Below are 19421 nucleotides of genomic sequence, written 5' to 3'. Positions count from 1 at the left end.
GGCATTACCGTGGGACACGAGAACCTCCGGGCGGATGTGGGCCTTAGACAAGCCACACCCCACTCGGAGGTTCTCCTGCGTTCAAGTCCGGCCGCCGTCACCAACGTCCTGGCCGGGTACACCTAGGCCCCATCGGGTACCTATCGGCAGGCGCGCCGCATCCGTCACTCGAAATGGGGCTGGTGTGGCGACACGCCGCTCCGCTCAGTTGACCGGCCTCCGGGCCCGGCTTACCGTCGGCGAACGACAACGGTGTGACACCTGAGACCACGGGGTGCAAGCCGTCTACCTGCCGCAGCCGAGGCGGGACTGAGGAGGACGCTGGACGTGAGCGACCAGGGCAACGGCTCGCAGGGTCAGCTGTTCAGCGACGCCGCCGTCGGGGCGCCGCAGTACGACGAGGTCGACACCGACCTCGTCGGTTACCGCGGCCCCACCGCCTGCGCCGCTGCCGGCATCACCTACCGCCAGCTCGACTACTGGGCGCGGACCGGCCTGGTCTCGCCGTCGGTGCGCAGCGCCACCGGTTCGGGCACCCAGCGGCTCTACTCCTTCCGCGACATCCTCGTGCTGAAGGTCGTCAAGCGGCTCCTCGACACCGGCGTCTCCCTGCAGAACATCCGCAAGGCGGTCGACCACCTCCGGCAGCGCGGCGTCAAGGAGCTGGCCAACGTCACGCTCTTCTCCGACGGCGCCACCGTCTACGAGTGCACCTCCGCCGAGGAGGTCGTCGACCTGCTCGCCGGTGGCCAGGGCGTCTTCGGCATCGCCGTGTCGGGTGCGCTGCGGGAGCTCTCCGGCGAGCTGGCGGAGCTGCCCGCGGAGCGCATCGACGGCGGTCACGTCGTCCCGTCCGACGACGAGCTGTCGATGCGCCGCCGGCGCCGCGCCGCTACGGCATAGGTCGCCCTGCGGGCTCCGACCGCGGCCATGACACGGCAGTCGTCCGGACCGCACCGCGGCCAGGTGCCGTGCCCCTGACGCGCTGAGCCACACGTCGGCCCGGCGCGGACCCCTCCGGGGCCCACTCGGCCCGACCCTGCCGGCGGGTGGCACGTGCGGCGTCCCGTCCCCCGCGGGGGAGCCCTCCGGGCCCCCGCTCGTCGGAGACCGTCGCTGGTACCGTCCGAGCAGTGACCGACCGCGCTGCCGCGTCCGACGGGAAGACCTCCGCACCGTTCGCCGGGCGGCTGCCCTCGCTGAGCGCGCTCGACCCCGCCGGGGCCTTCGCCGGCCGGCACATCGGTCCCCGGCCGGACGAGACCGCGGCGATGCTCGCGGTCGTCGGGCACCCGTCGCTGGAGTCGCTGGTCGACGCGTGCGTCCCCGAGGGCGTGCGCGACCGTGCGCCGCTGGACCTGCCCGCCGCGGAGAGCGAGGCCGCCGTCCTCGCGTTGCTGCGCGAGCGCGCCGCCGCCAACGAGGCCTTCACCTCGATGATCGGCCTGGGCTACTCCGGCACGGTTACCCCGCCGGTCATCCAGCGCACCGTCCTGGAGAACCCCGCCTGGTACACCGCCTACACGCCGTACCAGCCCGAGATCAGCCAGGGCCGGCTCGAAGCCCTGATCAACTTCCAGACGACGGTCGCCGACCTCACCGGCCTCCCCGTGGCCGGTGCCTCGATGCTCGACGAGGCGACCGCGGCCGCCGAGGCGATGACGCTGGTGCGGCGGGCCGGGCGGGCGAAGGCGGAGGCGGTCTTCGTCGTCGACGCCGACACCCTGCCGCAGACCCTCGGCGTGCTGCAGACCCGCGCCGAACCCCTGGGGATCCGGCTGCACGTCGCGGACCTGTCGGCCGGCTGGCCCACCGACCTGCCCGAGGCCGGCGCGTTCGGCGTGCTGCTCTCCTACCCGGGCGCCAGCGGCGCGGTCCGCGACCACCGGGCCCTCGCCGCGGCCGCCCACGAGGCCGGCGCGGCGGTGGTCGTCGCCGCCGACCTGCTGGCGCTGACCCTCCTGGAGGCGCCGGGGGAGTGGGGCGCCGACGTCGCCTGCGGCACCACCCAGCGCTTCGGCGTCCCCATGGGCTACGGCGGCCCGCACGCCGGCTACCTCTCGGTGCGGGAGGGGCTGGCGCGCCAGCTCCCGGGCCGGCTCGTCGGGGTGTCGGTGGACGCCGACGGCGACGTCGCCTACCGGCTGGCCCTGCAGACCCGTGAGCAGCACATCCGCCGCGAGAAGGCGACCAGCAACATCTGCACCGCGCAGGTGCTGCTGGCCGTCATCGCCGGTGCCTACGCCGTCTACCACGGGCCCGAGGGCCTCACGGCGATCGCGGCCCGGGTGCACCGCAGCGCCACCGTGCTGGCCGGCTGGCTGCGCGCCGGCGGCCTGGAGATCGTGCACGACCACTTCTTCGACACCCTCCAGGTGTCGGTGCCCGGGCGGGCCGGCGAGATCGTGGCCGCGGCGGCGCAGCGGCGGATCAACCTGCGCCTGGTCGACGCCGACACCGTCGCCGTCGCGTGCGACGAGACGACGACGCCGGAGGTCCTCCGGGCGGTCGCCGAGTCCTTCGGGGTGGCCGCCGACGACGCGGCGCTCGGCGACGACGGCGCGGACGCGCTCCCGGCCGACCTGCGGCGCCGGACGCCGTTCCTCACCCACCCGGTGTTCTCCGCGCACCGCTCGGAGACGGCGATGCTGCGCTACCTGCGCTCGCTCAGCGACAAGGACCTCGCGCTGGACCGCACGATGATCCCGCTGGGTTCCTGCACGATGAAGCTCAACGCGGCCACGGAGATGGCGGCGATCACCTGGCCGGAGTTCGCGCAGCTGCACCCCTTCGCCCCGGCGGAGCAGGCCCGCGGGTACCGGCAGCTCATCGACGAGCTCTGCGCGGGGCTCGCCGAGGTGACCGGCTACGCCGGGGTGAGCGTGCAGCCCAACGCCGGCTCGCAGGGCGAGTTCGCCGGGCTGCTGGCCATCCGCGGCTACCACCGCTCGCGCGGCGAGCAGCACCGCGACGTCTGCCTGATCCCGAGCTCGGCGCACGGCACCAACGCGGCCAGCGCCGTGATGGCCGGCATGCGGGTGGTCGTCGTCGCTTGCGACGAGGCGGGGAACGTCGACGTCGCCGACCTGCGCGCGAAGGTCGGCCAGCACGCCCAGCGGCTGGCGGCGATCATGATCACGTACCCGTCGACGCACGGCGTCTTCGAGGCCGACATCCAGGAGATCTGCGCCGCGGTGCACGACGCCGGCGGCCAGGTGTACGTCGACGGCGCCAACCTCAACGCCCTCGTCGGGCTCGCCCGCCCCGGCCGGTTCGGCTCCGACGTCAGCCACCTGAACCTGCACAAGACCTTCTGCATCCCGCACGGCGGCGGGGGCCCGGGGGTGGGGCCGGTCGCCGTCCGGGAGCACCTGCTGCCGTTCCTGCCCGGGCACCCCGTGGTGGACACCGGGGCCTCCGGCCCGGTCGTCTCCGCGGCGCCGTGGGGGTCGGCCGGGATCCTGCCGATCTCCTGGGCCTACATGCGGCTCATGGGCCCGGACGGGCTGACCCGGGCGACGCAGCACGCGATCCTCGCGGCCAACTACGTGGCGGCCCGGCTGCGCGAGCACTACCCGGTGCTCTACACCGGCGCCGACGGCCTGGTGGCCCACGAGTGCATCCTCGACATCCGGCCGCTGACCAAGGCCACGGGCGTCACCAACGACGACATCGCCAAGCGGCTGATCGACTTCGGCTTCCACGCGCCGACGATGAGCTTCCCGGTGGCCGGGACGCTCATGGTGGAGCCGACCGAGAGCGAGGACAAGGCGGAGCTGGACCGCTTCGTCGAGGCGATGGTGACCATCCGCGCCGAGATCGGGAAGGTCGCCACGGGGGAGTACGACCGCACCGACAACCCGCTGCGCAATGCGCCGCACACCCTCGCCATGCTCGCGGGGGAGTGGGACCGCCCCTACGCGCGGACCGAGGCGGTCTACCCGGTGCGGGCCCTGCAGGGGCGTGGGTACCTCAGCCCGGTGCGGCGCATCGACCAGGCCTACGGCGACCGCAACCTCGTCTGCTCGTGCCCCTCCCCGGAGGCCTTCGAGGAGCACGACTTCAGCGCGCACCCGCCGGCGGAGGACGGGGCCGTGCCCGGCCGCGGGCAGGGCCACCCCGACGACCTCGGGACCGCGGCCGACGTGGTCGGGGCCCGCTCCTAGCGGAGGGGCCCCGTCCCTCTCACGCTGGCACGCTCGCGGCGAGCCCCCGGGCGGGGCCGTGGCGGGGTGGCGCCCGTGGACGTGGAGACCGCGCTGCGGCGCGACCACCAGGCCGGCCGGTGCCGGAGGCGCAGGCCTGGGCCGAGGACGACGGCAGCGAGCCGAACCGGGGAACGCCGGAGGGGACCGCCTGCCGCCGCACGCGTGTCCGCGGCAGGGCCCTGCGGCGGACAGGTCAGGCGGGGGCCAGCCACACGTGGTGGTCGGGAACGGCCCGGCCGTCGGGGAGCAGCGCCCCGTCGTCGTCGAAGAGGACGACGCCGTTGCAGAGGAGCCGCCAGCCCTGCTCGGGGTGGCTGCTCACCACGGCGGCGAGGTCACGAGCCTCGCTGTCGGCGTCGGGGCAGGGCGTGGCGTGGTGGCACATGGCGGTTCCTCTTCGTCCGGCTGTACGGCGGCAGGTACGGGGGGCGCACCGTGTCGTCCGACAACTGGCTTCGGCAGGTCTGCGTCCCGGCTGAAGCGTCCGGGGGTGAGCTGGGTCACGAAACCACCCGGAGGTGTCGGCAGGTCCTGCCAGGCCGGCTCGACTGCGTTGCAGCGCCGCAGGTCAGGCGCGCGGCGGTGGCCTAGAGCTTGCGGAGCAGGACCCGCCGCACCGAGTGGTCGGCGGACTTCTGCAGCACCAGCCGCGCCCGCGACCGGGTCGGCGCGATGTTGTCCCGGAGGTTCGGGCCGTTCACCGCTGACCAGATGCCCAGCGCGGTCTCCCGGGCCTGGTCGTCGGTCAGGGCGGCGAACCGGTGGAAGTACGCCGTGGTGTCCTGGAACGCCGTCCGGCGCAGCGCCAGGAACCGCTCGACGTACCAGCGCTGGATGTCGGGCTCCGCCGCGTCGACGTAGACCGAGAAGTCGAAGAAGTCCGACAGGAAGATCTCCGGGGCGGAGCCGTCGGTGCGCCGACCGGCCTGCAGGACGTTGAGCCCCTCCAGCACCAGGATGTCCGGCCGGTCCACCGCCTGGACCCGGCCCGGCACGATGTCGTAGGACTGGTGGTCGTACACCGGCGCGAACACCTCCTCGCGGCCGGACTTCACATCGGCCAGGAAGCGCAGCAGCGCCCGCCGGTCGTAGCTCTCCGGGAAGCCCTTGCGGCCCAGCAGGCCGCGCTCCTCCAGCACGGCGTTGGGCAGCAGGAAACCGTCGGTCGTCACCAGGTCGACCCGGGGGACCCCGGGGGTCGCCGCGAGCAGCGTCTGCAGCAGGCGGGCGGTGGTGCTCTTCCCGACGGCGACGCTGCCGGCGACGGCGATGACGAACGGCACCTTGGCGGTCGTGTCGCCCAGGAACTCGCTCTGCGCCGCCCACAGCCGGCGGCTGGCCGTCACGTGCAGGCTGAGCAGGCGGGCCAGCGGCAGGTAGACGGTGGCGACCTCGTCCAGGTCGATGCGGTCGCCGAGGGAGGCGAGATCCTCCAGCTCGGCCGCGTCGAGGGGCAGGCTCGAGCCGGCCGCGAGCGCCCGCCACGAGTCGCGGTCGAACACCGCGTAGGGCGAGATGGAGCCACGAGTTCCAGCCGTCACGCGCCCCATCGTGCCGTCCGCCCCCGCAGGGGGATGCGCGCGGGTCACCCGGGTGGGTGGGGGGCGGGGGTGGGACGGCGGCCCGGCGGCGCCGGACCGGTCTAGTGTGCTCCCGTGCCTTCCCGCCCGGGGCTGCTCGAGTGCATCGAGCGCTACTTCGCCGTCGCGCCGCAGCCGGATGCGCGGATCCAGGGCGCTGGGGCGCTGGACGTCCCGATCGCCGATCCCGCCTGGCCCTACCCGGCGCGGCCCCGGCGCGGCGGGGGGCGGGTGACGGTCGACGACGTCCGCACGGCGATCGCGCTGCAGCGGGCGGCCGGCCTGCCGGCGGCCCTGGAGTGGATCCCCGAGTGCACGCCGGAGGTGGCCGTCGCCGTCCGGGCCGCCGGGCTGACCGTCGACGAGCTGCCCCTGCTGGTGGCCGACGACCCCGTCGACGTCGTCCTCCCGGCCGGGGTGAAGCTCTTCCTCGTCGGCGCCGACGACCCGGAGCTGCCGCACTACCAGCACGTGGCCGCACTGGCATTCGCCCACCCCGGGGGCGCCGCCGACGTGCACGAGGTCCCGCCGGAGCAGTCGGCGGAGGCGCAGCGGCGGACGGCGGTCCTGCGGGAGCGGATCGCCGACGGGCGCACGGTCATGATGGTCGCCATCGACCACGGCATGCCGGTGGCGGTGGGCTCCCACCAGCCGGTCGACGTGGAGGGCACCGAGGTCAGCGAGGTCGTCGGCGTGGCGACGCTGCCGCGGCTGCGCGGCCGCGGGCTGGGTGCCGGCCTGGCCTCCGCGCTGACCGCGCACGCCCGGGAGAGCGCGGACCTGGTGTTCCTGGCCGCGGGCGACGACGACGTGGCCCGGGTCTACGAGCGCATCGGCTTCGCCTGGATCGCGACCACCGCCGTCGCCGAGCCCCCGCAGGGCTGAGAGCGCGGGCCCGCAGGTCAGGAGTCGCGCGGCGTCGGCAGCTGCGCCGCCGCGGCGTCCAGCGCGGCCCGGGCGGCGTCCCAGCCCACCGTCGCCGGCACCTCGCTGAGCAGGACGACGACCTTCCGCCCGATCACCCCGACCGAGTGCACGTGCCGGTCACCGGCCACGCAGCACATCCACCCCTGCTTGACCGCCGGGAGCCCGGGGACGGTGCCGAAGACGCCGAACTCCTGGTCGAAGCCGTCGGCCGCGATCGGCGTGGCGAGCCGCATCCACACGAGGATCGCCGAGGCGTCCGCGGGGTGGGCCACGGTGGGCAGCAGCGAGAGGAACCGGGCCAGGTCCCGGGCGCTCGTCGTGGTCTGACCCCACTGCCCGGGCACGCCCGGGGGGAAGGTGCTGGTCAGCCCGTACCGCTCGGCGACGTCCACCACCATCTGCGCGCCCCCGTACCGCACCCACAGCTGCGACGCCGCGGGGTCGTCGGACCGGCGGACCATCGCCTGCAGCAGCCGGAAGTCCTCCTGGTCCAGCGCGAGGAGGCCGCTCCGTGCGCGGTGCAGGATGTCCTCGGCCATGTAGAGCTTGACCATCGAGGCGCCGGGGATGGGGCGGCCGGCGACCTCCCCGTTGTCCGCCCGGAACGCGGCCGCCCGCGCCGTGGCCGCCTCGGCCGCCCGGGGAGACCGCTCACCGGGCGGGTCGGGCTGCCGCGCGACCGCGATCGCGATCGTGCCCTGCGTGCCGTAGGCCGCCGTCATGGCGTCGACGACCTCCTGGGGGGAAGGCCACGTCGCGGCGGCGGGGACGGGGGCGATGACCGACCCCGTGAGCGCGATCAGCAACGCCACGAGCAGCCCGGCGCCGGGCAGCCGGCGGCCCCGCCGCGGCCAGGACCGGACCGGGCGAGCGGGGGACGACGTCGCCATGCCCCCGGCAGTACCCACCGCGCGGCGACCGCTTCAACGTTCAAGCGGAAAGCGGTGCGCCGTGGCGGCCCGGAGACGCGTGGCCGCCGTCGGTCAGGTCTGCTCGTAGGTGGCCACCAGGGTGGCGCGGGCGAGGGTGTGCGAGAACAGGTTGAAGCCCAGCACCGCGGGGCTGGTGGCGTCGTCGACGTCCAGCCGGTCGGTGTCGACGGCGTGCACCACCACGAAGTAACGGTGCGGCCCGTGGCCCGGCGGGGGAGCGGCGCCGACGTAGCCGGCGAAGCCGCCGTCGTTGCGCAGCTGCACCGCGCCCCCGGGCAGCTGCGGGGCGTCCTTGTCACCGGCGCCGGCCGGCAGCTCGGTCACCGACGCCGGGATGTTCGCCACCGCCCAGTGCCAGAAGCCGCTGGCGGTGGGGGCGTCGGGGTCGAAGACGGTCACGGCGAAGCTGCGGGTGCCCTCCGGGAAGCCGGACCAGGAGAGCTGCGGCGAGCGGTCCTGGCCGCCCGCGCCCATGACCCCGCTCACGTGCGGCATCGGCATCGGCTGCCCGTCGGCGACGTCGCTGCTGGTCACGGTGAAGCCCGGCACCTGCGGGAGGAAGTCGTAGGGGTTGGGCGGGGTGGGCCGGTCAGCCATGGTGGTCCTCTCCCTCGATGGCGTGCGGTGGCTGGTGCGGGGCGCCGGAGCGTCCCCGTCGGACCCTAGGCAGCGCGGCGGCGCGGCGCCCGTCGGAAGCCGGCGCCGACGCCCTCCCGGGACGTGCGGGACGCCTGGCGCCGGTAGCGTCGCGGCGTGTCCACCTCCCGATCGGTCGGCCTCCCGGACGGCGTCCGGGCCTGCCTGTTCGACCTCGACGGCGTCCTCACCCGGACCGCCACCGTGCACATGGCGGCCTGGAAGCGCACCTTCGACGCCTTCCTGCGGGCGCGCGACCCCGGGGCGCCGGAGTTCACGCAGGACGACTACAACCGGTACGTCGACGGCAAGCCGCGGGCCGACGGCGTGCGCGACTTCCTGGCCAGCCGCGGGATCGTGCTGCCCGAGGGCGAGCACGGCGACCCGGCGGACGCCGAGACCGTGCAGGGGGTGGCCGGCCGCAAGAACGAACTGGTGCAGCGCGAGCTCGAGGAGCACGGCGTGGAGGTGTACGAGGGCTCGGTGCGCTACCTGCGGGCGGTGAAGGACGCGGGGCTCGCGACGGCGGTGGTGACCGCCTCGGCCAACGGCGAGCAGGTGGTCGCCGCCGGTGGGTTCGCCGACCTGATCGACGCCCGGATCGACGGCGTCGTCGCCCGGGAGCAGGGGCTGGCCGGCAAGCCTGCCCCCGACACCTTCCTCGCCGGCGCCCACGCCCTGGGGGTGACGCCGCAGGAGGCCGTGGTGTTCGAGGACGCCCTGGCCGGGGTCGCCGCCGGCCGGGCGGGCGGGTTCGCCCACGTCGTAGGGGTGGACCGCGTCGGGCACGCCGAGGGCCTGCGCGACGCGGGCGCCGACGTGGTCGTGACCGACCTCGCCGAGCTGCTGGACCGGCCGTGACGGAGGGGCGGGCGGTCTTCCCGATCGAGCCGTGGTCGCTCACCGAGGTCGGGCTGGACCACGAGAACCTCGGCGTGCACGAGTCGGTGTTCGCGCTGGCCAACGGGCACCTGGGCATGCGCGGCTCGCTCGAGGAGGGCGAGCCCGTCGTCGTCCCCGGCACGTACCTCAACGGCTTCTTCGAGGAGCGGCCGCTGCCCTACGCCGAGGCCGGCTACGGGTTCCCCGAGATGGGGCAGACCGTCGTCAACGTGACCGACGGCAAGCTGATCCGGCTCCTGGTGAAGGACTCGCCGCTGGACCTCAACTACGGCGAGGTGATCGACCACCGGCGCAGCCTGGACCTGCGCGCCGGTGTCCTCCGCCGGTCCACCGAGTGGCGCTCGCCCAGCGGCCGGACGGTGCGGGTGAGCAGCACGCGGCTGGTGTCGCTGGCCCGGCGGTCCATCGCCGCGATCGAGTACCAGGTGGAGGTCACCGACGACCTCGGTGACCTCTACGTCGCCCTGCAGTCGGACCTGCTGGCCAACGAGGACGGCGCACCGGACGGCGACCGCGACCCGCGCGGCGCCGCTGCGCTGGCCCGCCCGCTGGAGTGCGAGCTCGCCGCCGGCCGCGGCCGGCGGGCGGTGCTGGTGCACCGCACCAAGCGCAGCCGGCTGCGCCTGGCGGCCGGCATGGACCACCTCATCGACATCCCCGACAGCTCCACCGAGGACATCGAGGCCGGAGGCGACCTGGCCCGCTACACCCTGGCGGCGCGCATCCCACCGGGCGGGTCGCTGAAGCTCGTCAAGTTCCTGGCCTACGGCTGGTCCTCCCGGCGTTCCAGCCCGGCGCTGCGCGACCAGGTGGAGGCCGCGCTGGCCACGGCGAAGCTCGCCGGGTTCGAGCGCCTGCTGCGCGAGCAGCGGGAGCTGCTGGCCCAGCACTGGAACGAGGCCGACGTCGAGATCGAGGGCGACGACGAACTGCAGCAGGCGGTCCGGGTCGGCATGTTCCACGTCCTGCAGGCGGGGCTCCGCGGCGAGCGGCAGGCCATCCCGGCCAAGGGGCTGACCGGCCCGGGCTACGACGGGCACACCTTCTGGGACACCGAGACCTACGTGCTGCCGGTGCTCACCTACACCGCCCCGCACGCGGCCCGGGACGCGCTGATCTGGCGGCACACCACGCTCGGGCTGGCCCGCGAGCGGGCCCGGGTGCTCGGCCTGCGCGGGGCTGCCTTCCCCTGGCGGACGATCCGGGGTGAGGAGACGTCGGGCTACTGGCCGGCGGGCACGGCGGCCTTCCACATCAACGCCGACATCGCCGACGCCGTCGTCCGGTACTTCGACGCCACCCTGGACGACGCCTTCGACCGCGACTACGGGGCGGAGCTGCTGATCGAGACGGCGCGGCTGTGGGCGTCGCTGGGGCACTTCGACGCCGAGCACGGGTTCCGGATCGACGGCGTCACCGGGCCGGACGAGTACACGGCCGTGGTCGACAACAACGTGTACACCAACCTGATGGCGCAGCGGAACCTGCGCGAGGCCGCCGCCGCGGTGGCCCGCCAGCCGCTGGTGGCCGGCCGGCTCTCGGTGACCGACGAGGAGGTGGAGGAGTGGCTGCGGGCGGCGTCGCTGATGGCGGTGCCCTACGACACCCGGCACGGCGTCCACATGCAGTCCGACGGCTTCACCCACCACGAGGACTGGGACTTCGCGGCCACGCCGCGCGAGCACTACCCGCTGCTGCTGCACTACCCCTACTTCGAGCTGTACCGGAAGCAGGTGGTCAAGCAGGCAGACCTGGTGATGGCCCTCCACCTGCGGGGCGACGCGTTCACGCTCGAGGAGAAGATCGCCGACTTCGCCTACTACGAGCAGCGCACCACCCGCGACTCCTCCCTCTCGGCGACCCAGCAGGCCGTCGTCGCCGCTGAGACCGGCCACCTCGAGCTCGCCCACCAGTACTGGGCCGAGGCGGCGCTGACCGACATCCAGAACCTGCACCACAACTCCGGCCACGGGCTGCACATCGCCTCGCTGGCCGGTGGGTGGACCGTCGCCGTCGCCGGCTTCGGCGGGCTGCGCGACCACGGCGGGGCGCTCTCCTTCGCGCCGCGACTGCCCGAGCGGATCAGCCGCCTGCGGTTCCGCGTGGTCTACCGGGGCCGCAAGCTCACCGTGACCGTGGAGCGGGACCGGGCCACCTACCGGCTGGTCGACGGCGACCCGCTGGACATCCGGCACCACGGCCGCCAGGTGCGGATCGACCACGACGACGTGGTGCTCGAGCTGCCGCCGCCGCCCCAGGTCGAGCCGGTCCACCAGCCCGAGGGGCGCCGGCCGCGGCGGCGATCGCGCGGCTGACCGCTCCACCGGTCCCGGTCGACAGGGGAGCGCTGCCCGGGGCGGTGCCGGCCGCAGTCCTGTGGTCGTGAGCCCGGTGTGCGCGCCGCTGGGCTGACGAGCACAGGCCTCGGGTCGCCGCACGTCGGCGCGTCACAATACCGTTATCCCCAACACACAGCTTCTCAACCGGTGGTCCCGTCGAACAACCACGTCGCGCCCAGGACAAGGGCGCCGACGTCGACGAACAGGAAGACGCCCACCCAGAAGAGAGCCGGGAACGGGGTCAGCCGGGCCAGCTGGTCGGCGTCCGAGTCCCTGGCGCCCCGCCGCCGGCGGGCGCGCTGCAGCTCGAGCACGGCGCGTGGCGCGGCCAGGAGCAGGAACCAGGTGGCGACGGCGGCGAAGACGAGCTGGCCGGCCGGTGGCAGCCACCACGTCGCGGCGAAAACGATCGCGCCGGTCACGAGCACCGACCACAGCCCGTACCAGTTGCGGATCTGCACCAGCAGCAGCGCGAGGAGCAGCAGCAACGCCCACAGCAGCCCGACGGCGTGCCCGGCGGCGAGCAGCGCGGCCGCCCCCAGGCCGAAGAGGGCCGGCCCGGTGTAGCCCGCGGCGCAGGTGAGCACCATGCCCAGCCCCGTCGGGCGCCCGGCGGAGACGGTCAGCCCCGAGGTGTCCGAGTGCAGGCGGATGCCCGCCAGCCGGCGCCCAGCGGCCAGCGCCACCAGCCCGTGCGCGCCTTCGTGGGCGATCGTCACCACGTTGCGGGCCGGCCGCCACAGCGTGGGGGAGAAGACCAGCAGCGCGGCGACGGCGGCCGTGCCGAGGAGTCCCGCCGTCGGGAGGTCCGGCACCGTCGCCGTCACGCGCGCCCAGAAGCGGCCGAGGACCTCCACGCCCGGCAGTCAACCGCACGCACCTGGGAGGAGCGGGGGAGCGGCCGGGGTGTCGGGCGAGGCAGGGCTCACACCACCCCGGGGAGGAATCGCCTCGACGTCCTGACCGGCGCGCTGCCACGATCGGCGCGTGGAGGTGCTCGCGTCGCTGCCGGCGTTCCTGGTGGCCGTGCTGCTCATGGCGGCGACGCCCGGCCCGGCGATGGCGCTGATCCTCCGGCGGGCGGCGCTGCGCGGGCTGCGCGGTGCGGTACCCACGGTGCTCGGGCTGGAGCTGGGCCTCTACCTGTGGGCACTGGCCGCGGGTGCGGGCCTCGCCGCCCTGGTGGCCGCCTCGGAGGTCGCGTACCTCGTGCTGCGGGTCGCCGGCGCGGGGGTGCTCCTCTTCCTCGGGCTGCGCGCCTGGCGGGCGGCCTGGCGCGACCGCGGGAGCGGGACGGACCCGGGCCCGGGCGCGGAGGAGGACCGGCTGCCCCGCCGGGGGTGGTGGGCGACGTTCGGCGAGGGCCTGCTTGTGCAGTTGGCAAACCCGAAGGCCGCCGTCTTCATGCTGGCGTTCTACCCCCAGTTCGTGCCGGCCGACGGGCCGGTCCTCGCCACCACGGCGGCGCTGGCGCTGCTCCAGGTCGTCGTCGAGACGGTCCTCTACCTCGGGCTGGCCTCCGCGGTGGCGCGTGCGGGCACGTGGTTCCGCCGTCCCCGGGTGCGGCGGCGGCTGGACGCGGCCAGCGGCACGGTGCTGGTGGCGCTGGGGGTGCGGGTCGCCGTCTCCAGCCGCTGAGGCGTCAGTTCCCCGGTTTGACCGCCTTGCCCCGCTCCCGCTCCGCGTCGTCGGCCTCGTAGGCGCCGGGGACCGCGCGGGCACCGCCGTCGTCGCCCGCACCGGGCGTGAGCGGCCGGTCGGTCAGGTCCGCGGGACCGGGGGAGGGCGTCCCACCCGGCTCGCGCTGCTCGTCGGTGTCCGGTCGTGACTCGGTCACGGAATCCTCCAGCGGCTCGGCTGCACGGTCCGCGGACGCCTACCCCGTGGTGGTTCGGGGGAACCCGGCGCGGGGGCCAGGGAGTGCGTCACAGCTGCTGGGTCAGGTCGACGGCGTTGCCGTCGGGGTCGGTGACGTGCGCGCCCCTCTGCCCCTACGGCATGTCGTTCGACCCGCGCGGGGCCGCACCGCCGAGCTCGTGGACGCGCGGGAGGAGCGCGTCGACGTCGGGCACCTCGGTGCTCAGCAGCACCCGGCCAGGCGCGCCGGCCGCCACGGCCGTGTCGGCCGTGAGCCCCAGCTCGGAGTCCCCGACGCGCAGGCCGAGGTAGAAGCAGGCCGACGTAGAAGGTGCCAGGCGCTCCAGGTCGGGCGTGACGAAGATCGGGCGGACGGCGGAGGACATGCGGGCTCCTCTGACGGCGGTCAGGTGCTCGCGAGGGTGGACCGCAGGCGCCCGGGGAACTGAGCGGTCACTCCTCGCGGGTGAACAGCCAGCGGGCGAACGCCGCCTCGGCGGGCAACTCCGTGCGCCACAGCACCGACAGCCGGAAGGTCCCGGGGGCGACGACCAGCAGCGGGCTGGTGTCCGTGGCGGCGTCGTCCGCCAGCACGGCCGAGTGCGGCGTCGGACCGGGCGACTCGGGCAGCAGGAAGGCCCCGTCCTCGCCGGTGCCGTCCAGCGCGGCGCTGATGAACGCGAGCCGGCCGCTGGGCACGGCGACGACGTCGCCGACCTGGTCATCGGTCGTGGGGAACGCGAGCGCGGTGTCGAGTGCGGTCCGGTAGTCGTCGGCGACGGCCTGGACGACGGCGACGCTGCCGTCGTCGGCGCGGAAGACCTCGAGCCAGCCCTCGTCACCGACCTCCGGATCGGTGAGCACCAGCGCGGCGCTGCCGCCGTCCAGGGGGATGCCGGTCAGCTGGTACCCCAGCCGCGGCACCAGTGCCTCGTACGCCTGCTCGCTCATCCCTCGCCAGGCTGCGAGCAGGTCACCGTCCAGGGCGAGGAACGGTTCGCCGTTGGTCCAGCAGCGGCCGACGTGGGTCCAGGTGCGGGGCATCCTCCGATCATCACCCCGCGCGGGGACGCCGGCCGGGGGCGGCCTGCAGGAGGCCAGCCGGCCAGCCGCCGGCGGCGTCCACGATCTCCTGCAGCGCGCGCACGTGACCCCGGTAGGCGCGGTGCCCCTCAGCGGTCAGGGCCAGCCACAGCCGGCTGGGGGCATCGCGCACACCATTTTCCTTGTGACGTAACCGGCGTCGACGAGCTGGTCTTGCCGAGCGCCGGCTTCGAGCCGGTGACCAGCACGGTCGTAGCCCGAGGCGGTGCTCTCCGCGTTCCGCGGGACCGGCGGACCGTGAGCCTGCTGCTGGACACGCACGTCTTGCTGTGGTGGCTGCCCGACGACCCCAGGCTGACCACGACCATGCGTGAGGCGATCGCGGAGCCGGGCACTTGTGTGGCGGTCTCGGCCGTCTCGCCGTGGGAATGGCGATCACATCGGCGCTCGGCAAGCTCGACCCGCCGGACGGGCTGGTCGAGGAGCTGCACCGCCAAGGATTCGACGAGCTCTCGGTGACCGTCCAGGACGGGTTGACCGCCGGGGCGTTGCCGCGCCACCACGACGATCCCTTCGACCGGATGCTCATCGCCCAGGCCGCCCGCCGGCGCCTCGTCGTGGTGACCGCCGATCGGCGCTTCACGGACTACGACGTCCCGGTGCTCGGGTAGGCGGGATCGTGGCGCTAGTTGACATAACGTCGATTATCGGCGCTCTGGTTGAGCCTGCCGAACGGGGTGTCGACCAGGTCGGATTCCTGGCCTGCACCGGTGCCGCGTACACGTCGCCCCGACGCCGTAGCGGTTTCCGCATCAGGTCGACGCGGCGGTGAGGTCGCAGCAGGTGGTGTGGTCCTCCCTGAGGTCGGCCTGTACGTGCCGGGCCGTCGTCAGGTCCCGTGCGGCGGGGTCCAGCAGCCCCGTCGCAGACTCCCCCGTGTGTCGATCGTGCTCACGAGTTGATCGTGATCGTCCACCCGTCGCGACCCCTGGCGGCAGCCGGCCCTGCGGGCGGGTGTGCAACGCCTCGCGCACCGTTCTGACCACTGCTCCCCCAGTCAGCCACACCGCCGTTATTGCGTCACAGTGACGGAAGGGCGGTCGTGTCGGACGTTCGACGGGCGCCTGCCTGGTTGCGTTCGTACGCTCGTCCCATGAGAACCCGACGACCGCTTGCCGCTCTGCTGACCTCGCTGGCGCTGTTCGGTGGAGGCGCCACGATGACCGCCTGCGGTGACCCGGCCGGGTTGGACCGCAACGACGGAACGACCGAGGACGTCGTCGAGACCGCCGACCCGGAGGAGGCCGACCGGGAAAACCTGCCGGACGTCAGCAACCCGGAGACCGACCAGAACACCGACGACGACACCCAGGGCGACTGAGTCGGCCGGTCAGCTGGAGCGTTCGGTGACCCAGAGCCGGTCGAGGCGGCCCGTCGAGCGGACGAGGTCGGCCAGCGATCGTTCCAGCTCGGCCTTGGTCGGGCGTTCGTGCAGCAGGGTCTGCACGTCCTCGAGGGCGCAGCGGAGCTGGTACAGCCGGTCCTGGAGGCCGTCGAGCTCGGCCCGGGACACCAGCACCACATCGCCGGGTAGCCCGGCCTTCGCCGTCGCGGCGCGCTGCTCGTAGGCGCGCTGGCGGCAGGCCTGGCCGCAGTACAGCCTCGGCCGGCCGACCGAGCCCTGCTGAGGGAGGACCCTGCGGCACCAACCGCACCGCCGCTCCTCGCCGCTCCCCCGGCTGGGGAGCGGCGAGACGGGGAGGGACGTCCTGCTGCCGGACGCGTGCTGCTGTGCCACGCAGCGCACGGTAGACGCCAGGGCGGACAGTCCTGGATGACACGCCAGGACGCCGCGTGGAAAGGGCCTCCGACAGCACCAGGCCACGCGCCCGGCGGCGCCGGTGGGGCCTCGCAGGATGCCCGGAGGCTCCCACTAGCGTGGACGCGTGCCTGCCGCGCGCTTCGCCTTCCTGGACGCGCCCGCACCGTTGGCCATGGCCCACCGCGGCGGTGCGATCGAGCACCTGGAGAACACCATGCCGGCCTTCGAGGCCTGCGTGGAGCTGGGCTACCGCTACCTCGAGACCGACGTCCAGGTGACGGCCGACGGTGTCCTCGTCGCGTTCCACGACCCCACCCTGGAACGGGTCACCGGTCAGAGCGGCCGGCTCGACGCCCTCACCTGGGCGCAGGTCTCCGAGGCCCGGATCGGCGGTCGCGAACCGATCGTCCGCCTGGAGGACCTGCTCGGGGCCTGGCCCGACGTCCGGTTCAACCTCGACATCAAGGCCGCGGGGGTGCTGGCCCCGCTGGTGCGCCTCGTGCGCCGGATGCAGGTCCTCGACCGGATCTGCCTGGGCTCGTTCTCCGACGCCCGCATCGCCGCCGCCCGGCGGCTGTTCGGCCCGGCGGTGTGCACCTCGCTGGGCCCGCGCGGGGTCGCGGCGCTGCGGCTCTCCTCGTACTCGCCGCGTGCGGCGGGCCTGGTGCGGATCGCGGCCGGGTGCGCGCAGGTGCCCCTCCAGCTCGGCGGTCGCGCGCTGGTCGACGAGCGCTTCCTCGCAGCGGCGCACGCGCGCGGGCTGCAGGTCCACGTCTGGACCGTCGACGACCCCGCTGAGGCCGAGGCGATGCTCGACCTCGGGGTGGACGGCATCATGACCGACCGGCCGGCGATGCTGCGGGCACTGCTGGAGAAGCGCGGCCAGTGGGCGCCCCCGGCGTGAGCCTGCTCCGGCCCTCAGCCTCCCCGGGCGGCGTCGTCCGGGCGGACATCCCGTGACCGCTCGGGGCCGGTGCTGGACCCGGGCCCGGGCGACTGGCAGCCTGCCGCGGTGACCACCGCCGCCCCCGCCGCCGACCCGGTGCCGCCGGCCGACCGCGCGCTCTCACGCGAGCGCTTCGGCTGGTACTCCTACGACTGGGCGATGTCGGTCTTCAACACCTCGGTGACGACCGTCTTCCTCGGCCCCTACCTGACCGCGATCGCACGCGATGCCGCCGGCCCCGACGAGCGCCTGTCGTTCCTCGGCCTGTCCGTCGCGGCGGGGAGCTGGTTCTCCTACGTCCTCTCCGCGTCGGTCGTGCTGCAGGTGCTCGTGCTGCCGCTCACCGGCGCCGTCGCCGACCGCACCGGCCGCAAGAAGGAGATGCTCGCCGGGTTCGCGGTCCTGGGTGCGCTGGCCACCACCGCCCTGTACTTCGCCGGCGACGGACGGTGGCTGATGGGCGCGCTGCTGTTCGTGCTCGCCAACATCAGCTTCGGCGCCGCCACGGTCGTCTACTACTCCTGGCTGCCCGACCTGGCCGGACCGGACGAGCGCGACCAGGTCTCCAGCCGGGGTTGGGCGTTCGGGTACGTCGGCGGGGCCCTGCTCCTGGCGGTGCACCTGGGGCTGGTCGTCACCGCCGAGGACCTCGGGCTGACCACCGGCGAGGCGGTGCGGATCGCGCTGGCAACCTCGGGCCTGTGGTGGGGTGCGTTCGCGCTGTTCTCGGTGTCCCGGCTGCGCAACCGCCCGGTGGCCGCCTCCGCGGTGCGGTCGGGCAGCAGCTTCAAGCAGCTGGCCACGACCTTCCGCGAGATGCGCGCCTTCCCGCTCACGCTGTGGTTCCTCGGGGCATACCTGCTGTTCAACGACGGCGTGCAGACGGTGATCTCGTTGTCGGCCACCTACGCCACCGAGGAGCTCGACCTCGCGCAGGACGTGCTCACCGGTGCGATCCTCATGGTCCAGGTCGTCGCGATCTTCGGCGCGCTCGGGCTGGGCCGCCTGGCGGGCCGCTACGGGGCCAAGCGGGTCGTCCTCGGCGCGCTGGTGGCCTGGATCGGCGTGCTGCTGGCCGCCTTCTTCCTGCAGACCGGGGCGGTCGCGCAGTTCTACGCGCTGGCCGCGGTCATCGGCCTGGTCCAGGGCGGCACGCAGGCGCTCTCCCGGTCGCTGTTCAGCCAGCTGATCCCGGCGGGCAAGGAGGCCGAGTACTACGGCTTCTACGAGATCAGCGACCGCGGTACCAGCTGGCTGGGCCCGCTCGCCTTCGGTCTCACGTACCAGCTCACCGGGTCTTACCGGCTGGCGATCGTCAGCCTGGTGATCTTCTTCGTGGGCGGTTTCGTCGCGCTCGCCGCGCTGCCGATGCGCCGGGCCGTCCTGGCTGCCGGGAACACCCCGCCGGAGAAGCTGTGACGCCGTCCCCCACGGGTCCCGTCCCGCCGCTGCCGAGCGCGGTGCCCGCTTCCGGCGACCGCCGCCGGCACCCGGCACCTGCCCACCTGCGGTTCTTCCACGGCCCCATGGACTGCGGGAAGTCCACCCTCGCGCTGCAGGTCGACCACAACCACAGCCGGCAGGGCCGGCACGGCCTGCTGGTCACCCAGGGGGACCGCTCCGCCGCGCCGCGGATCACCTCCCGGGTCGGGCTGTGCCGGGCGGCGATCGAGATCCACGCCGCCACCGACCTCCGGCTGCTGGTCCGCGACCGGTGGGCCGACGGCCACCGCGTCGACTACCTGATCGTGGACGAGGCGCAGTTCCTCTCCCCCGCGCAGGTCGACCAGCTGGCCGAGCTGGTCGACGAGTCGCACGTCGACGTCTACGCCTTCGGGCTCACCACCGACTTCCGCACCCAGCTGTTCCCGGGCACCCAGCGGCTCCTGGAGCTCGCCGACGACGTGCAGCGCATCCAGGTGGAGGTCCTCTGCTGGTGCGGCCTGCCGGGGCAGCTGAACGCCCGCGTCGTCGACGGCGTCATGGTCCGCTCCGGTGCGACCGTCGTCGTCGCCGACACCGCCCCTGCCGAGCTGCCCGGCGAGGGGGCCGGCGGCCCCGCGGTCCGGTACCAGGTCCTCTGCCGGCGGCACTACGTGCGGGGTGAGCTGGGCCCCACCGCGGCCGGGCCGGGGCAGTTGGCCCTCTCCTGAGCGGCGTCCGTCACCCGTGCGGGGGGCGGCCGGGGCGCGGATACCACCCCATGCGATGATGAGCAGCCGATTCG

At 74.4% G+C, this 19421-nt stretch carries 21 protein-coding genes; 11 read left to right on the top strand and 10 right to left on the bottom strand.

Annotated elements, in window-relative coordinates; translation table 11 throughout:
- Positions 1 to 327 precede the first annotated feature (327 nt).
- Positions 328 to 903: a MerR family transcriptional regulator gene (locus ACI79W_RS04870; RefSeq protein WP_456560944.1), complete on the top strand. Its 576-nt coding sequence runs from the start codon at positions 328 to 330 to the stop codon at positions 901 to 903.
- A gap of 230 nt (positions 904 to 1133) precedes the next feature.
- Positions 1134 to 4166 (top strand): aminomethyl-transferring glycine dehydrogenase, encoded by a 3033-nt coding sequence (gene gcvP / locus ACI79W_RS04865; RefSeq protein WP_456560943.1) that lies wholly within the window; start codon positions 1134 to 1136, stop codon positions 4164 to 4166.
- 235 nt (positions 4167 to 4401) lie between these two features.
- Here gcvP and ACI79W_RS04860 read toward each other — a convergent pair whose 3' ends face one another.
- The gene (locus ACI79W_RS04860) at positions 4402 to 4593 is read right to left on the bottom strand and encodes a DUF5999 family protein (protein WP_456560942.1); all 192 of its coding nucleotides are present in this window, start codon (positions 4591 to 4593) and stop codon (positions 4402 to 4404) included.
- Between the two features lie 202 nt (positions 4594 to 4795).
- Positions 4796 to 5758 carry a type I pantothenate kinase gene (coaA, locus tag ACI79W_RS04855; protein WP_456560941.1) on the bottom strand — a complete coding sequence of 321 codons (963 nt, stop codon included), beginning with the start codon at positions 5756 to 5758 and terminating at the stop codon, positions 4796 to 4798.
- A 105-nt stretch (positions 5759 to 5863) separates the two neighbouring features.
- On the opposite strand from coaA, the gene ACI79W_RS04850 reads away from it, so the two are divergent.
- Positions 5864 to 6673 (top strand): GNAT family N-acetyltransferase, encoded by an 810-nt coding sequence (locus ACI79W_RS04850; protein WP_456560940.1) that lies wholly within the window; start codon positions 5864 to 5866, stop codon positions 6671 to 6673.
- Between the two features lie 17 nt (positions 6674 to 6690).
- Here the strand turns inward: ACI79W_RS04850 and ACI79W_RS04845 are convergent, their stop codons facing one another.
- Complete coding sequence (locus tag ACI79W_RS04845; RefSeq protein WP_456560939.1) at positions 6691 to 7605, bottom strand: serine hydrolase; 915 nt, start codon at positions 7603 to 7605, stop codon at positions 6691 to 6693.
- Positions 7606 to 7698: 93 nt separating this feature from the next.
- Positions 7699 to 8244, bottom strand: coding sequence for a YbhB/YbcL family Raf kinase inhibitor-like protein (locus ACI79W_RS04840; protein WP_456560938.1), 546 nt, complete (start codon positions 8242 to 8244; stop codon positions 7699 to 7701).
- 156 nt (positions 8245 to 8400) lie between these two features.
- Here ACI79W_RS04840 and ACI79W_RS04835 point away from each other — a divergent pair, with 156 nt between their 5' ends.
- Positions 8401 to 9144 carry a beta-phosphoglucomutase family hydrolase gene (locus ACI79W_RS04835; protein ID WP_456560937.1) on the top strand — a complete coding sequence of 248 codons (744 nt, stop codon included), beginning with the start codon at positions 8401 to 8403 and terminating at the stop codon, positions 9142 to 9144.
- Positions 9141 to 11501, top strand: a complete 2361-nt coding sequence (locus tag ACI79W_RS04830) for a glycoside hydrolase family 65 protein (RefSeq protein WP_456560936.1) — start codon at positions 9141 to 9143, stop codon at positions 11499 to 11501. The genes ACI79W_RS04835 and ACI79W_RS04830 overlap by 4 nt, the downstream gene beginning before the upstream one ends.
- A gap of 164 nt (positions 11502 to 11665) precedes the next feature.
- On the opposite strand, the gene ACI79W_RS04825 is transcribed toward ACI79W_RS04830, so the two are convergent.
- Positions 11666 to 12382, bottom strand: a complete 717-nt coding sequence (locus ACI79W_RS04825; RefSeq protein WP_456560935.1) for a M50 family metallopeptidase — start codon at positions 12380 to 12382, stop codon at positions 11666 to 11668.
- Between the two features lie 130 nt (positions 12383 to 12512).
- Here ACI79W_RS04825 and ACI79W_RS04820 point away from each other — a divergent pair, with 130 nt between their 5' ends.
- Entirely contained in the window at positions 12513 to 13163 is a 651-nt protein-coding gene (locus tag ACI79W_RS04820; RefSeq protein ID WP_456560934.1) for a LysE family translocator, read from the top strand.
- Between the two features lie 4 nt (positions 13164 to 13167).
- Here ACI79W_RS04820 and ACI79W_RS04815 read toward each other — a convergent pair whose 3' ends face one another.
- From ACI79W_RS04815 to ACI79W_RS04800, 4 genes are all read right to left on the bottom strand, one after another.
- Positions 13168 to 13362, bottom strand: a complete 195-nt coding sequence (locus tag ACI79W_RS04815; RefSeq protein WP_456560933.1) for a hypothetical protein — start codon at positions 13360 to 13362, stop codon at positions 13168 to 13170.
- Positions 13363 to 13516: 154 nt separating this feature from the next.
- The gene (locus ACI79W_RS04810; protein WP_456560932.1) at positions 13517 to 13768 is read right to left on the bottom strand and encodes a hypothetical protein; all 252 of its coding nucleotides are present in this window, start codon (positions 13766 to 13768) and stop codon (positions 13517 to 13519) included.
- A gap of 67 nt (positions 13769 to 13835) precedes the next feature.
- The gene (locus ACI79W_RS04805; protein ID WP_456560931.1) at positions 13836 to 14426 is read right to left on the bottom strand and encodes a hypothetical protein; all 591 of its coding nucleotides are present in this window, start codon (positions 14424 to 14426) and stop codon (positions 13836 to 13838) included.
- 10 nt (positions 14427 to 14436) lie between these two features.
- The gene (locus tag ACI79W_RS04800; RefSeq protein WP_456560930.1) at positions 14437 to 14598 is read right to left on the bottom strand and encodes a hypothetical protein; all 162 of its coding nucleotides are present in this window, start codon (positions 14596 to 14598) and stop codon (positions 14437 to 14439) included.
- A 256-nt stretch (positions 14599 to 14854) separates the two neighbouring features.
- Between ACI79W_RS04800 and ACI79W_RS04795 the strand changes: the two genes are divergently transcribed.
- Together ACI79W_RS04795 and ACI79W_RS04790 are read left to right on the top strand one after the other, a co-directional pair.
- Positions 14855 to 15097: a type II toxin-antitoxin system VapC family toxin gene (locus ACI79W_RS04795; RefSeq protein WP_456560929.1), complete on the top strand. Its 243-nt coding sequence runs from the start codon at positions 14855 to 14857 to the stop codon at positions 15095 to 15097.
- 482 nt (positions 15098 to 15579) lie between these two features.
- Entirely contained in the window at positions 15580 to 15807 is a 228-nt protein-coding gene (locus ACI79W_RS04790) for a hypothetical protein (protein WP_456560928.1), read from the top strand.
- 9 nt (positions 15808 to 15816) lie between these two features.
- On the opposite strand, the gene ACI79W_RS04785 is transcribed toward ACI79W_RS04790, so the two are convergent.
- A complete protein-coding gene (locus tag ACI79W_RS04785) occupies positions 15817 to 16224 on the bottom strand; it encodes a hypothetical protein (protein WP_456560927.1) in 408 nt (135 codons plus the stop codon).
- 148 nt (positions 16225 to 16372) lie between these two features.
- Between ACI79W_RS04785 and ACI79W_RS04780 the strand changes: the two genes are divergently transcribed.
- The 3 genes from ACI79W_RS04780 to ACI79W_RS04770 all read left to right on the top strand — a co-directional run bounded on the left by ACI79W_RS04780 (position 16373) and on the right by ACI79W_RS04770 (position 19347).
- Positions 16373 to 17152 carry a glycerophosphodiester phosphodiesterase gene (locus ACI79W_RS04780; RefSeq protein ID WP_456560926.1) on the top strand — a complete coding sequence of 260 codons (780 nt, stop codon included), beginning with the start codon at positions 16373 to 16375 and terminating at the stop codon, positions 17150 to 17152.
- 108 nt (positions 17153 to 17260) lie between these two features.
- Positions 17261 to 18613, top strand: a complete 1353-nt coding sequence (locus tag ACI79W_RS04775; protein WP_456560925.1) for an MFS transporter — start codon at positions 17261 to 17263, stop codon at positions 18611 to 18613.
- Positions 18610 to 19347, top strand: coding sequence for a thymidine kinase (locus ACI79W_RS04770; RefSeq protein ID WP_456560924.1), 738 nt, complete (start codon positions 18610 to 18612; stop codon positions 19345 to 19347). The genes ACI79W_RS04775 and ACI79W_RS04770 overlap by 4 nt, the downstream gene beginning before the upstream one ends.
- Positions 19348 to 19421 lie beyond the last annotated feature (74 nt).

It is taken from the genome of Blastococcus sp. SYSU DS0533, assembly GCF_054050775.1.
The sequence above is the reverse complement of the archived record's forward strand: the minus strand, read 5'-3'. Positions and strand labels throughout refer to the sequence as shown.